This window comes from Thioalkalivibrio sp. ARh3 (genome assembly GCF_000377265.1).
In the GTDB taxonomy this organism is placed as follows: Bacteria; Pseudomonadota; Gammaproteobacteria; order Ectothiorhodospirales; family Ectothiorhodospiraceae; genus Thioalkalivibrio; species Thioalkalivibrio thiocyanoxidans.
On the sequence record NZ_KB897947.1, the window covers coordinates 743,571 to 757,702 of the forward strand.

The following is a 14,132-nucleotide window of genomic DNA, read 5'->3' on the forward strand; positions in this document are numbered from 1 at the left end:
TATGGCACCCAGCGCACTGAATTGGGTCCGCGACGAGCTCGACAAGCTCTTTGTCGAGCTCCAGGACGCCCTGCGTCGTTATGCCGAGGACCCCGCCTGTGGCGAGTGTCTGGATGAGGCCCGTGCGATTCTGGATCAGATTCGCGGCACCCTGACCATGGTGCAGGTCGAGAGTGTCGTCCTGATCTGCGACGAGATGCTGCAGGTGATGGATCTGCAGCAGGGCGCGGAATCCCTTGGACCTGAGGCGACCGAGGCATTATTGCGTGCCGCTTTGCAGCTGCCCGACTACCTCGAGCAGGAGGGTGATACGGAGCGGCCATCGCCGATGATCCTGGTGCCGCTGCTCAACGAGCTGCGGGCGGCGCGGGGCGCGACCCTCCTGATGGACGTTGCGGCCTTGATGCCGGATCTTCAGGCCGTGGACGACGACCGGGTCGGGTCGGGTGGCGATGCGCCGCAGCCGAAGGAGCGGGCGCGGCGCCTGCAGGAGGCCCGCCGGGGCTTCCAGCGCGAGCTCCTGGAGCTGGTACGTGGTGATGTAATGGCGGCCGCAGCCCGTCTGCAGCCCATCGCTCACCAGATCGAGGAGCTGGTCCCGCCCGGCGATCTCCGGCGCCTGTTCTGGATTGCCGGCGGCATCCTGGAGTCACTCGCCGATCAGGGACTGGAGGCGAGTACCGACATTCGCCGCCTGATTGGGCGCGTGGACCGGGAGCTCGGGCGTTATCTCGGCATCCTCGCCGAGCATTGCGAATCCAGCGATGATGGTTCGGAGCCCGAATACGCCATCCCCGATGACCTGATCAAGACCCTGCTGTTCCATATTGCGGGAGCGAGCTCCGACGGCGAGCAGACGCGCGCCGTGCGCGAGGTGTTCGGCCTGCAGACCCTGAACAGTGACCAGGACGGGGGTGTTGGCCATGCGGTCTACCAGAATCTGCGTGCCGCCCTTGAAGATGATCTGGCCGAGGTCCGCGAGCGTCTGGATGTCCTGATGCGCTCGCCGCAGCGCAGCCACGAGGAACTGGCCAGCCTGAGCGAACAGGTCGAGCGAATCGGCTCGACCCTGAGCCTGTTGGGACTCGAGGCCGGCCAGCGCCATACCGAGGCCCTGATCGAGGCCCTGAACCCGGAACGGGCCGGGCAGTCTGACGAACAGGTCGACATGGAACTGGCCGAGCACCTGCTGGCACTGGAGTCGCTGCTCGAATCCGGTCTGCGCCGGCGGGCGGCCAGCGGCCCGCGCGCCGACTTCGATCGCCATCTGGCGGCCGCCATCTACCAGGAGGCCCTGGTGGATGTTCGGCGCGTGCGCGATACCCTGCTCGGATACCTGTCGGGGGAAGGCGCGGACCACGGGTTGCGCGAGGCTCGCAGTGCACTGGAACGGGTCGACGGTGCGATGTCGATCGGGGGGTTCGAGACGCTGCAGGCCCTGCTGCAGCCATTGATCCGCTATCTGGATGCCCGTGTCGACACCGGGGTCACAGCGCAGGAGTTGGGCGAGGACGAGGTCGAGGCCCTGGCCGAGGTGCTGAGTTCGATCGAGCTGGCGCTCGAGTCGTCCGGGCAGCCCTGGCGCGAGCTGGACAGTGTCCATGAGCGGGGCGTGGCCGCGCTGCAGCGCCTGGGTGCAATCTCCGGTGGCGATGCGATCGAACGCCCCGTTGCGCTGACCGACGTGCCGGCGCCCGCAAGCGAGGGGGAGGACAGCCCGGCCCGCCAGGTCGAGGAGGCCGTGCAGGAAGAGCCGCTGGCCGCCACGTTCGGCGAGGCCGCGGGAGCCGAGGAGGCCGAGGCGCCCCCGGAACCGGAGGCTGCAACCGAAACCCCTTCGTCACCATCGTCAGTGGCGCCGGTCCAGGGCGCGACCCGCCTGCACTACGACGAGTCCGTGCTGTCCTCGCAGGTCCGGGGGCCGGATATCGACCCCGAGATCCTCGACATCTTCCTGGAGGAGGCCGACGAGGAAATCGCGAGCCTCGGCGAGCAGTTCCCGCGCTGGCAGGCTGCACCCTCCGACAGGGATGCCCTGACGGTGATCCGCCGCTCCTTTCATACGCTCAAGGGCTCCGGGCGCCTGGCCGGGGCCCTGCGTCTGGGGGAATTTGCCTGGGTCGTGGAGTCGTTCCTCAACCGTCTGCTGGAAGGCGGCGACGAGGCCGATTTCGCGACCATCCAGGCACTCGAGGATGCGATCGGGGTGCTGCCGGGCCTTGTGGCCGAGGTCCGCGACGATACCGGTCCGGACACCCCCGTGCTGGACATCGCCCTGCGCCTGCAGGCGTTACTGTCCGGCGCGATGGAGCCTTCGGAGGAACCCGGTGAGGTGCCGGCCGGTGTGGAGGATGACTTTGCCGAGCTGGCGCGCAGTATGGATGCGCTCGAGCCTGCCGGCGAGGACGAGGGCGAATCCGAATGGCCGACAGTCCCCATCCCCGAGGCCCCGGAGGGCGAACTGGAGGCGGCGCAGCCGCTGTCCGCGGGTGCGCAGGAGCTGGAGGAGCCCCTGGAAGCACCCGGGCCCGAGTCTGACTCTGAGCCCGAGTCCGAGTCCGAGTCCGAGTCCGAGTCCGAGTCCGAGTCCGAGTCCGAGTCCGAGTCCGAGTCCGAGTCCGAGACTGAGGACGAGCCGGATGCCCCGCTGGAACCCGTGCTGGAAACGAGCGACGAAATGCTCGATGTGCCCGCGGATACGAGCACCGATCCGCAACTCTGGCAGGTGTTCGCAGCCGAGGCCCGCACCCATCTCGCAACGCTGCGCGCATGGATCGACGAGTCCGGGAATCGGCCCGACCGGGTGCCGAACCACGAGCTCGAGCGCGCGCTGCACACCCTGAACGGCAGCGCCCGAACGGCTGACATCCGCGGTATCTATGCTGTCTGCGGGCCCTTCGAGCGCATCGTGCGCATCCATAAGGAGATGGGGTGGCCGCTGTCCGCGCGCGCCCAGACCTTGCTCGCCGAGCTCGAGGGCTACGTGGCGGATGCGGTGGCCGACGAGCAGCCCGATCCGGTCAAGACTGAAGCTCCCCCCGCCTGGTCATCCGAGGTCTATGACCTCCTCGATCACGCGACCGCCGAGCAGCTGCTGCGCGCCGCGGACGATGACGCCGCCGAACAGATGCCCGCGCCGCCACGACCGGATGAAGACGCGCCGGATCTCGACCTGCCGCCTCTGGACGCCGAGGAGACACAGCCGCTGGATTCCGCGCCGGCGATGCCCGAGCCGGTTGCCGGCGAACCCAGCGACTTGGGCCCGGCGGAACCACAGGACACGGGTCTGGAGCCCGAGCCCGAGCCCGAGCCCGAGCCGGAAGAGGAGATCGATCCGGAGTTTGCCGAGGTCTTCATCGAGGAGGCCCGCGATATCCTCGATGCGGCATTTGCGGCCCTCGCGGCGTGGCGCCAGGCCGGCGGCCGCCCGGGCCCGGATCAGAATGCGTTCCAGCGCGAAGTGCACACGCTCAAGGGCAGTGCGCGCATGGCCGGCTTCGAGGTGGTCGGGGCCATCGCCCATGCCCTCGAGAGTGCGCTGGGCGTGGAGACCGAGACGGGGCTGGAGCCTCGCGAGGGTTTTTTCCGGCTGGTCGAACGCGCACTGAGTGATGTTCAGCGCCTTGTGGAACGCGGGGTGGGCGGCTGGCAGACGGACGAGGATGCCAGCGAGACCCTTCCGGCCCTGCGCGACTGGGCCTCCGGTGGCGGCGACGAGTTCGAGAGCCCGTCGCCCGCATCCAGCGACGACGAGGCTGCTGCGGGCGGGGCCCGTCCGGAAGAGGACACGTCGGCGGCGGCCTCGCCAGCTGTTCCGATGGAGGAGGCGCGCCGCATCCAGGATCAGGTGCGCATGGACGCCGAAGTGCTGGACGCGCTGGTCAACCATGCCGGCGAACTCGCCACCTTCCATCGCCGTTTCGAACAGACTGTGGGCCGGGTCGAGGGCGAGGTCGATGAACTCGAGCGCACCATTGCCCGTCTGCGCGAACAGCTGCGCAAGCTCGAGATCGAGACCGAGGCACAGATCCTGTTCCGGGTGGAGAAGGAGAGCGGCGACGAAGCGGTGGATTTCGACCCGCTGGAAATGGACCGATATTCGGGCATCCAGCAGCTCTCTCGCGCCCTGGCCGAGAGTGTCAGTGACCTTGAGGCATTGAAGCAGGACGTCGCCGACGAACTGCAGAATGCGAGCGGCATCCTGCTGCAACAGCGCCGGGTGGGTACGGACTTGCAGGACCAGCTCATGCGTCAGCGCATGGTGCGGTTTGCGCGCATGGCTCCCCGCCTGCGACGGGTGGTCCGCCAGGCGAGCGATGACCTGGGCAAGCCGGTGCGGGTGGAGTTTTCCGGTCAGGGCGCCGAGCTGGATCGGGCTCTGCTGGAGCGCCTGGTCGCCCCGCTGGAGCATCTGCTGCGTAACGCGATTGCCCACGGGATCGAGGACCCGGAATCACGTCGCGCGGCCGGCAAGTCGGAAACGGGGCATATTGCGGTGTCGCTGGAACAGTCGGGAAGCGAAATCCGCCTGCAGGTGACCGACGACGGTGCCGGGATCGATGCCAATGCCATCCGCGCCCGGGCCGTGGAGCGCGGCCTGCTGTCCGCCGACGCGCAGATCACCGATCCGCAGGCGTTGCAGTTGATCCTGCAGTCCGGGTTTTCCACCGCCTCGAAGGTCTCTCAGGTGGCCGGGCGCGGTGTGGGCCTGGATGTGGTCAACAGCGACGTCAAACAGTTGGGCGGTACGCTGGACATCGACTCGACTCCGGGGCAAGGCTCGCGCTTTACCATGCGCCTGCCGTTTACGCTGGCCATTTCGCAGGCGCTGCTGGTGCAGGTGGGCGAGGAGACCTTCGCCGTGCCGATGGCCTCCGTGGAAGGCGTGGTGCGCGCACATGCCGAGGAGGTTGTCACCCGCGACGATGGGCGCGTGACCTATCCGTACGCTGGCCAGGACTACGCCGTGCGGGCCCTTGGCGATCTGATGGGCGTCGAGACGCAGGCCAGTGCGAGCCATCTGCCCGACCATGCGTTCCCGTTGTTGCTGGTACGGGCCGACGATCAGCGTGTGGCGCTCCGGATCGACGGTTTGCTGGGGAGCCAGGAGGTGGTGGTGAAGTCGGTGGGCCCGGTGCTCAGCCGCATCCCGGGAGTTGCCGGCGCTACCCTGCAAGGGGATGGTTCGGTCATGCTGATCCTGGATCTGAGCATGCTGGTGCGTTTTGCGGCCGCCACGGCGGCGATCGGCGAGGCCGGCCCAGTGGCGGATGCCGCCAGCGCGCCGCGCATCATGGTCGTCGACGACTCGATCACGATCCGCAAGGTCACCGCGCGCCTGCTCGCCCGTCACGGCTATGACGTGGTGACCGCCCGGGACGGGCTGGACGCGGTGGCGATGCTGGAAGAGCGGCGACCGCAGCTGATCCTGCTGGATGTGGAGATGCCCCGCATGGACGGCTTCGAGTTCGCCGCCCATGTCCGTGATCACCCGGAGCTGAGCCAGGTGCCGATCATCATGATTACGTCGCGCAGCGGCACCAAGCATCGCGAGCGCGCCTCGCGCCTGGGCGTCAACGGCTATCTGGGCAAGCCGTACCTGGAGAATGACTTGCTGGAAGAGATCCGGCGCCATCTCGAGGAGGTCGCCGTATGAGCGAGGAGATCCGGGACCCGTCCGTCGAATCCGTGATCGTGCAGCTGGACACCGGGTCCATCGTGCTGCCGCGTAGTTGCTTTCTCGAGGTCACGACGCGGGCGGGGGCCCTGCAGACCGATCACGAACATACGGATATCCCCTGGCTGGAGCCCACGCTGATCTGGCAGGACGTCCAGGTGCCGGTGATCAATGTCCACCGCTTGTTGTATCCCGAAGAGCCTGCCGAGGATGCCCAGCGCCGGTTTACCCGTCTGCTGGTCATGCAGGCCATTACGCAGCCCGAGCGGTTGCCGTTCTATGCGCTGGAGGTGCGTGGCACCCCGCATCCGGTACGGATCACGCCGCAAAACATCTATGCGGTCGATGACGCGGATGCCTCGCCCTGGGCATGGCGCGTAAAGGCGTCGGGTGTGACCAGCCACCTGCTGCGGCTCGATGCGATCGAAGGCCGCTTGCTGGAACTTTCGCGGCCAGAGACGGCGTAAGTCGTTCCCGGCCGATCACGGGAAGCGGGGGACGTCCGGCGTTCGCCTAACTTGGGCCCGCGCCGCCGTCGAGATCGCCCAGCTGCCACTGCACCAGGGTCAGCAGGCTGATCGCCGCCGTCTCGGTGCGCAGGGTGCGCGGGCCGATGGACACAGGGCGAAATCCGCCCTCGCGCGCTTGGTCGCGTTCCTCGGCGGTGAGCCCGCCCTCCGGCCCGATCAGTATTCGCACACGCTGGGGCGACCCGGTCTTTCCGGACGGTCCGAGAACCACGGACAATGGTGGCCCGTCCTCGTCGGCCATCAGGTCGAGCGCGGGTTCCGCGGCGTTCAGGGCATCAGCCAGCTCAACCGGCTGGGCAAGGAGCGGGAGTTCGTTACGGCCGCATTGTTCGGCCGCGGCCTGGATGATCCCGGTCCAGTGGGCGTGGCGCTTGTCCAGCCCGCGGTGCGCGGCGGCCGAGCGGCTCCGTGCGCAGAGCACCGGCCGAATCACGCTGGCACCCAGTTCCACCGCCTTCTGCACGGCCAGGTCCATATGATCTCCGCGGGCGATGCCCTGGAGCAGTTCAATGGGGCGTGCGGGCGTGGTGGGAGCGGCGGCGTGTTCGCCCAGGTGAAAAGTGCCGCTGCGGCGTCCGGTGATCTCCAGACGGGCGTGGAATTCGTTGCCCTGGCCGTCGAATACCCGGCAGGCGGCATCGTTTTTCAGGCGCAGGACGTTGGTGGCGTAGTGCAGCCGGTCCTGCGGGGCGGAAATGGACTGCCCCGCGGCCAGATCCGTGTCGGTGATCAGCAGCCGGGGGCAGCGCATCGGGCGTTACCGACGGTTGTCCAGGTCCAGATTCTTCCAGATGGTCTCGGTCGGACCGGCCTGGTTCATCGAGTAGAAGTGGATGCCCGGGGCACCTTTTTCGAGCACGTCGTCGGTCAGGCGCGTGGCGATCTCGATCCCGAATTTGCGGATCGACTCCTTGTCGTCGCCGTAGGCCTCCATCCGCTTGCGGATGTAGCGCGGGATCTCGGCGCCGCACATCTCGGAGAAGCGCACGATCTGGGTGTAGTTGGTGATCGGCATGATCCCGACAATGATCGGGATGGTGATGCCCATCGCCTGCACCCGTTCCATGAAGGCCTCGTAGGCGTCCACGTTGTAAAAATACTGGGTGATCGCGGCGTCGGCGCCGGCATCCACCTTGGTCTTGAAGTTCTCCAGATCCTTCTCGGCATTCGGGGCCTGCGGATGGAATTCCGGATAGGCCGCGACCTCGATCTTGAACTGGTCGCCGAACTCGGCGCGCACGAACTCCACGAGCTCGGAGGCGTAACGGAAATCACCGCCGGAGTTCTTGGTGCCGGATGGCAGATCGCCGCGCAGCGCGACAATGCGGTTAACCCCGATGTCACGGTAGGTCGCCAGCAGGTCATACAGCTCGCCTCGGGTAGAGGAGATGCAGGACACATGCGGGGCGGCCGGGATGCCGTCCTTGTCGATGATGTCCCTGACCGTTTCCAGGGTGCGGTCGCGGGTGGAGCCGCCGGCACCAAAGGTCACGGAGTAGAACTCGGGTTTCAGGGTGCCCAGACGCTTGCGGGCCTTCGCCAGACGCTCGGCCCCGGCCTCGTCCTTGGGCGGGAAGAATTCAACGCTGAAGACGCGTTTTTGGTCAGACATGTTTGTCCTCCAGACAAAAAGAAGGCGGACCGCACGAACATGCGGCCCGCCCCGGCGTTCACATTAACAACGAATTGAAATGTGAGGCTGGCCGATCAGTAGCGGTAGTGTTCCGGCTTGAACGGACCATCCACCGGCAGACCCAGGTACTTGGCCTGATCGTCGGTCAGACGGGTCAGGTTGGCACCCAGCTTCTTCAGGTGCAGCTGCGCGACCTTCTCGTCCAGGTGCTTCGGCAGCACGTAGACGTTCTTGTCGTACTGGTCACCCTTAGTCCACAGCTCGATCTGAGCCAGGGTCTGGTTGGTGAAGGAGTTGGACATCACGAAGCTCGGATGACCGGTGCCGCAGCCCAGGTTCACCAGGCGGCCTTCGGCCAGCATGATGATCCGGTTGCCGTTCGGCAGGATGATGTGGTCAACCTGCGGCTTGATGTTTTCCCACTCGTACTTGCGCATCGCGGCCACGGCGATCTCGGAGTCGAAGTGACCGATGTTGCAGACGATGGCCTGGTCCTTCATGCGGGTCATGTGATCTTCGGTGATCACGTCCTTGTTACCGGTGGCGGTAACGAAGATCTCGGCCTTGTCGGCGGCCTCGTCCATCGTGACCACGCGGAAGCCTTCCATCGAGGCCTGCAGGGCGCAGATCGGGTCGATCTCGGTGATCCACACGGTGGCACCCAGGCCGGCCAGCGACTGGGCGGCACCCTTGCCGACGTCACCATAACCGGCGACCACGGCGATCTTGCCCGCGATCATCACGTCGGTGGCGCGCTTGATGGAGTCCACGGTGGACTCGCGGCAGCCGTACAGGTTGTCGAACTTGGACTTGGTGACCGAGTCGTTGACGTTGATCGCCGGGAAGGCCAGCTCGCCATCCTTCGCCATCTGGTACAGGCGATGGACACCGGTGGTGGTCTCTTCGGTCACGCCCTGGATCTTGGCGAGTTGCTCGGAGTACCAGTTCGGCTGCTTGGCGAGACGATCCTTGATCGAGGCAAACAGGGCGATCTCTTCTTCGTTCTCCGGGTTGGAGATGACGGACTGGTCCTTCTCGGCCTTGGCGCCGATGTGCAGGAGCAGCGTGGCGTCACCACCGTCGTCCAGGATCATGTTGGCGCCGCCGTCGAATTCAAAGATGCGGTGGCAGTAGTCCCAGTACTCTTCCAGGGTCTCGCCCTTCACGGCGAACACGGGGGTGCCGTTGTCGGCGATCGCGGCCGCGGCATGGTCCTGGGTGGAGTAGATGTTGCAGGAGGCCCAGCGCACGTCGGCACCCAGGGCTTCCAGGGTCTGGATCAGGACCGCGGTCTGGATGGTCATGTGCAGGGAACCGGCGATCTTCGCGCCCTTCAGCGGTTTGGAGGCCGCGAACTCTTCGCGCGTCTGGATCAGACCGGGCATTTCGGTCTCGGCGATCGCAATTTCCTTGCGGCCGAACTCGGCAAGGTTAATGTCCTTGACGACGTAATCGGTCGTTTTCTTGTCGTTCATCACAGCATTCATGGATCAACTTCTCCGTCTATCTGGATGAGCGCCGTGTTCACGTTTCAGGGGAACATCCGGCTGAGCCTGACGGTTAAACCGCTGCAGCGCTCCTCAGCCGGATGGGTATTTCGCTTACAAAATGTCGGGTGCTCTTAGAGGCCCGCCATCTTCTTAAGTTCCTCGGCCTTGTCGGTGCGCTCCCAGGGGAGGTCGACGTCTTCGCGGCCGAAGTGACCGTAGGCGGCAGTCGCCTTGTAGATCGGGCGCAGCAGATCCATCATCTGGATCAGGCCCCACGGACGCAGATCAAACACTTCGCGCACGAAGCCTTCGATCTTGCGGTCGTCGACCTTGCCGGTGCCGAAGGTGTCGATGGTGATCGAGGTCGGCTCGGCCACGCCGATGGCGTAGGAGACCTGGATCTCGCACTTGTCGGCCAGGCCGGCGGCCACGACGTTCTTGGCCACGTAGCGGCCGGCGTAGGCAGCGGAACGGTCCACCTTGGACGGGTCCTTGCCGGAGAACGCGCCACCACCGTGACGGGCCATGCCGCCGTAGGTGTCGACGATGATCTTGCGGCCGGTCAGGCCGGCGTCGCCCACGGGGCCGCCGATCTCGAACTTGCCGGTCGGGTTGATGTGGATCTTGTCGTCGGAGACCTGGCTCAGCCATTCGTTCGGCAGCACCTTCTTGAAGATCTCTTCGTAGATCGCTTCCTGCAGGTCCTTCTGCGAGATTTCCGGGCTGTGCTGGGTGGACAGGACCACCGCGTCCAGGCCGGCCGGCTTGCCGTCTTCGTAGCGCAGCGAGACCTGGGACTTGGCGTCCGGGCGCAGCCACGGCAGCTTGCCGCTCTTCATCAGTTCGGACTGGATGCGCACCATCTTGTGGGCGTAGAAGATCGGGGCGGGCATCAGGGTATCGGTTTCGCGCGCGGCGTAGCCGAACATCAGGCCCTGGTCACCGGCACCCTGGGTGGCACGGTCGGAGACGTCGCGGTCCACGCCCATGGCGATGTCCTGGGACTGTTCACCCAGCACGTTCAGCACGGCGCAGGTCTTGCCGTCGAAGCCGACGTCGGAATCGTTGTAGCCGATCTCGACCACCGTCTCGCGCACCAGCTTCTCGTAGTCGATCTGCGCGCCGGTGGTGATCTCGCCCAGCAGCATGACCATGCCGGTCTTGGTGGCGGTCTCGCAGGCGATGCGAGCGTGCGGATCCTGCTCGATGATGGCGTCGACGATGGTGTCGGAAACCAGGTCGGCCATCTTGTCGGGATGGCCCGCGGAAACCGATTCCGAGGTGAAGATGTAATCGTTGGACATTAGCGTTCCTTTGTGGGTCGTTTCGATTTAGTTTTGCGCAAAACGACCAGTACTGTAACGCAACTCGACGAGATTTTCTAAGCCCCCCTCCCGGTGTTTCTGCAGCCCCGGGCAGCGCGAATGACTTCGAGACCGCGTTCTGGTGCGCCCTGGCGTCGACTTGCCCCGATCGCGGAAAGTGGCCAAAATGCATCGCCTTTGCTGGGGCTGCTCGGGCCGTTCCGTGTCTTTGAGCGCCGGCAGGATCTGAGTGCCCTCGATCGGTCGACCTGTCCGGGTCCGGCCGCCGCTGGCGCCCCGCGCCGCTGATCGCCGCCAGCCGACCCAACACTATTTCGAAAGAGCAGGAGTTCAGCATGCCGACCCGTAGAGAGCTTGCCAATGCCATTCGCGCCCTGTCGATGGATGCCGTCCAGAAGGCCAATTCCGGCCATCCGGGCGCGCCGATGGGGATGGCGGACATCGCCGAAGTGCTGTGGAACGACTACATGCAGCACAACCCGGCCAACCCGCACTGGCCCGATCGCGACCGCTTCGTGATGTCCAACGGCCACGGTTCGATGCTGATCTACTCCCTGCTGCACCTGACCGGCTACGATCTGCCGATGGACGAACTCAAGCAGTTCCGTCAGCTGCACTCCCAGACCCCGGGCCACCCGGAGTACGGCTACACCGCGGGTGTGGAGACCACCACCGGTCCGCTGGGTCAGGGGATTTCCAACGCGGTGGGCATGGCGCTGGCCGAAAAGATGATGGCTGCGCACTTCAACCAGCCGGGCCACGACATCGTCGATCACCACACCTACGCCTTCCTCGGCGACGGCTGCATGATGGAAGGGATCTCCCACGAGACCTGCGCGCTGGCCGGCACCCTGGGCCTGGGCAAGCTGGTCGCCTTCTGGGATGACAACGGCATCTCCATCGACGGCGAGGTCGAGGGCTGGTTCACCGACGACACCCCGAGCCGCTTCGAGGCCTACGGCTGGCACGTCGTGCGCGGCGTGGATGGCCATGACGCCGATGCGGTCAAGGCCGCGATCGAAGAGGCACGCAAGGAAACCGGCAAGCCGAGCCTGATCTGCTGTCGCACCGTGATCGGCTTCGGTTCGCCGAACAAGTGTGGCAAGGAAGAGTGCCACGGCGCCGCCCTCGGCGAGGACGAAGTCGCGCTGACCCGCAAGGAGCTGGGTTGGAACCACGCCCCGTTCGAGATCCCGGACGACATCTACGCCGGCTGGAGCGCGAAGGACAAGGGCGCGCAAGCCGAGGCCGAATGGAAGGAGCGCTTTGCCGCCTACAAGCAGGCGCATCCGGAGCTGGCCGCCGAGTTCGAGCGCCGCATGGCCGGCGACCTGCCGTCCGACTGGAGCGAAAAGGCCAACGCCCATATCAAGGAGACCGTCGAGAAGGCCGAGAAGGTCGCCTCGCGCAAGGCCTCGCAGAACGCGATCGCCGGCATGGCCCCGGCCGTCCCGGAACTGCTGGGCGGCTCCGCCGACCTGGCCGGCTCCAACCTGACCATGTACAGCGGCTCCAAGGGCGTCAGCAAGGATGACGCCGCCGGCAACTACGTCTACTACGGCGTGCGCGAGTTCGGCATGGCCGCGATCATGAACGGCATCGCCCTGCACGGCGGCTTCATCCCGTATGGCGGCACCTTCCTGATCTTCTCCGACTACGCCCGTAACGGCATCCGCATGTCCGCGCTGATGAAGCAGCGGGTGATGTACGTGCTGACCCATGACTCCATCGGTCTGGGCGAAGATGGCCCGACCCACCAGCCGATCGAGCAGACCCCGAGCCTGCGCCTGATCCCCAACCTGAACGTCTGGCGCCCCTGCGACGCAGTGGAGACCGCGGTGGCCTGGAAGGCCGGCATCGAGCGTACCGACGGCCCGTCGGCGTTCATCCTGTCGCGTCAGGGTCTGCCGCACATGGAGCGTGATGGCGAGCAGCTCGCCAACATCGCCCGCGGTGGTTACATCCTGAAGGACTGCGACGGCACCCCGGACCTGATCTTCATCGCGACCGGCTCCGAGGTCGAGCTGGCGGTGAAGGCGGCCGAGGAGCTCGCCGGCGAGGGCAAGAAGGCGCGCGTCGTCTCCATGCCCTGCGTCGAGCTGTTCGAACAGCAGGATCCCGCCTACCGGGAGGCCGTACTGCCGGCCGCCGTGCGCAAGCGCGTGGCCGTCGAGGCCGGCGCCACCGCCACCTGGTACAAGTTCACCGGTCTGGACGGCGCCGTGTTCGGCATGGATCGCTTCGGCGAGTCGGCCCCGGGTGGCGCCTTGTTCGACTACTTCGGCTTCAAGCCGGAGAACGTCGCCCAGATCGCCCGTGACGTGCTGAACGGCTAAGCTTACGTCCGCATCGATTTCGCATAAGCAAGTAAGAGAGGAGACATCCCATGTCGATCAAGGTTGGTATTAACGGCTTCGGTCGTATCGGCCGCATGGCCTTCCGCGCCATCGCCAAGGACTTCCCGAACCTGCAGGTGGTCGGTATCAACGACCTGCTGGATCCGGAGTACCTGGCCTACATGCTGCGCTACGACTCCGTGCACGGCCGCTTCGAAGGCGACATCAGCGTCGACGGCGACCACCTGGTGGTGAACGGCAACCGCATCCGCCTGACCGCCGAGAAGGACCCGGCCGCGCTGAAGTGGGGCGACATCGGTGCCGACATCGTGATCGAGTCCACCGGTCTGTTCCTGACCGCCGAGACCGCCCAGAAGCACCTGGACGCCGGCGCCAAGAAGGTCGTGATGTCCGCGCCGTCCAAGGACGACACCCCGATGTTCGTCTACGGCGTGAACCACGGCGACTACTCGGGCCAGAACATGGTCTCCGCCGCCTCCTGCACCACCAACGCCCTGGCGCCGGTGGCCAAGGTCCTGCACGACAACTACGGCATCAAGCGCGGCCTGATGACCACCGTGCACGCCGCCACCGCGACCCAGAAGACCGTTGACGGCCCGTCCATGAAGGACTGGCGCGGCGGCCGCGGCATCCTGGAGAACATCATCCCGTCCTCCACCGGTGCCGCCAAGGCCGTGGGCAAGGTGCTGCCGGACCTGAACGGCAAGCTGACCGGCATGGCCTTCCGCGTGCCGACCTCCGACGTCTCCGTGGTCGACCTGACCGTGGAACTGAACGGCGAAGCCAAGTACGACGACATCTGCGCGGCCATGAAGAAGGCGGCCGGTGGCGAACTGAAGGGCGTGCTGGACTACACCGACGAGCTGGTCGTATCCACCGACTTCCGTGGCTACACCGCCCCGTCCGTGTTCGATGCCGGTGCCGGCATCCAGCTGGACTCGACCTTCGTCAAGGTCGTCGCTTGGTACGACAACGAGTACGGCTACACCTGCAACATGCTGCGCATGGTGGAGCACGTCGCCAAGTAAGGCCTGACGGCCGGGCCCAGCCGGGGTCCGGCCGTGTTTCTCTTCCCGGGTCCAGAGGCCTGGGGCCAGTCCCCGCGGGGGCTAGCCCGAAG

8 protein-coding genes and 1 riboswitch are annotated in these 14,132 nt (G+C 66.1%); of the genes, 4 read left to right on the forward strand and 4 right to left on the reverse strand.

The genetic code is table 11. The features are described 5' to 3' along the window. The first annotated feature begins 1 nt into the window (after nucleotide 1). Together C995_RS0103545 and C995_RS0103550 are read left to right on the forward strand one after the other, a co-directional pair. Entirely contained in the window at nucleotides 2–5,656 is a 5,655-nt protein-coding gene (locus C995_RS0103545) for an Hpt domain-containing protein (RefSeq protein ID WP_018863626.1), read from the forward strand. Continuing rightward, nucleotides 5,653–6,144 carry a hypothetical protein gene (locus C995_RS0103550; protein ID WP_018863627.1) on the forward strand — a complete coding sequence of 164 codons (492 nt, stop codon included), beginning with the start codon at nucleotides 5,653–5,655 and terminating at the stop codon, nucleotides 6,142–6,144. Before C995_RS0103545 ends, C995_RS0103550 begins: the two co-directional genes overlap by 4 nt. A gap of 46 nt (nucleotides 6,145–6,190) precedes the next feature. Here C995_RS0103550 and C995_RS0103555 read toward each other — a convergent pair whose 3' ends face one another. From C995_RS0103555 to metK, 4 genes are all read right to left on the reverse strand, one after another. Then, entirely contained in the window at nucleotides 6,191–6,958 is a 768-nt protein-coding gene (locus C995_RS0103555; protein WP_018863628.1) for a 16S rRNA (uracil(1498)-N(3))-methyltransferase, read from the reverse strand. A gap of 6 nt (nucleotides 6,959–6,964) precedes the next feature. After that, on the reverse strand, nucleotides 6,965–7,819 hold the full coding sequence (gene metF / locus C995_RS0103560; RefSeq protein ID WP_018863629.1) for a methylenetetrahydrofolate reductase [NAD(P)H]: 855 nt from the start codon (nucleotides 7,817–7,819) through the stop codon (nucleotides 6,965–6,967). Nucleotides 7,820–7,914: 95 nt separating this feature from the next. Continuing rightward, nucleotides 7,915–9,327, reverse strand: coding sequence for an adenosylhomocysteinase (gene ahcY / locus C995_RS0103565; RefSeq protein ID WP_018863630.1), 1,413 nt, complete (start codon nucleotides 9,325–9,327; stop codon nucleotides 7,915–7,917). Between the two features lie 19 nt (nucleotides 9,328–9,346). Further along, nucleotides 9,347–9,428, reverse strand: a riboswitch (S-adenosyl-L-homocysteine riboswitch). Between the two features lie 33 nt (nucleotides 9,429–9,461). Beyond that, nucleotides 9,462–10,634, reverse strand: a complete 1,173-nt coding sequence (metK, locus tag C995_RS0103570; protein ID WP_018863631.1) for a methionine adenosyltransferase — start codon at nucleotides 10,632–10,634, stop codon at nucleotides 9,462–9,464. Nucleotides 10,635–10,990: 356 nt separating this feature from the next. Here metK and tkt point away from each other — a divergent pair, with 356 nt between their 5' ends. Next, the gene (gene tkt / locus C995_RS0103575; RefSeq protein ID WP_018863632.1) at nucleotides 10,991–12,991 is read left to right on the forward strand and encodes a transketolase; all 2,001 of its coding nucleotides are present in this window, start codon (nucleotides 10,991–10,993) and stop codon (nucleotides 12,989–12,991) included. A 50-nt stretch (nucleotides 12,992–13,041) separates the two neighbouring features. After that, nucleotides 13,042–14,040 (forward strand): type I glyceraldehyde-3-phosphate dehydrogenase, encoded by a 999-nt coding sequence (gene gap, locus C995_RS0103580; RefSeq protein WP_018862624.1) that lies wholly within the window; start codon nucleotides 13,042–13,044, stop codon nucleotides 14,038–14,040. The last annotated feature ends 92 nt before the right edge of the window (nucleotides 14,041–14,132 follow it).

What these genes read in the sequence shown, in the direction of transcription:
- C995_RS0103550 (WP_018863627.1), top strand. Translation starts at nt 5,653, where the DNA reads ATGAGCGAGGAGATCCGGGACCCGTCCGTCGAATCCGTGATCGTGCAG.
- gap (WP_018862624.1), top strand. Translation starts at nt 13,042, where the DNA reads ATGTCGATCAAGGTTGGTATTAACGGCTTCGGTCGTATCGGCCGCATG.
- tkt (WP_018863632.1), top strand. Translation starts at nt 10,991, where the DNA reads ATGCCGACCCGTAGAGAGCTTGCCAATGCCATTCGCGCCCTGTCGATG.
- metK (WP_018863631.1), bottom strand. Translation starts at nt 10,634, where the DNA reads ATGTCCAACGATTACATCTTCACCTCGGAATCGGTTTCCGCGGGCCAT.
- C995_RS0103555 (WP_018863628.1), bottom strand. Translation starts at nt 6,958, where the DNA reads ATGCGCTGCCCCCGGCTGCTGATCACCGACACGGATCTGGCCGCGGGG.
- ahcY (WP_018863630.1), bottom strand. Translation starts at nt 9,327, where the DNA reads ATGAATGCTGTGATGAACGACAAGAAAACGACCGATTACGTCGTCAAG.
- metF (WP_018863629.1), bottom strand. Translation starts at nt 7,819, where the DNA reads ATGTCTGACCAAAAACGCGTCTTCAGCGTTGAATTCTTCCCGCCCAAG.
- C995_RS0103545 (WP_018863626.1), top strand. Translation starts at nt 2, where the DNA reads ATGGCACCCAGCGCACTGAATTGGGTCCGCGACGAGCTCGACAAGCTC.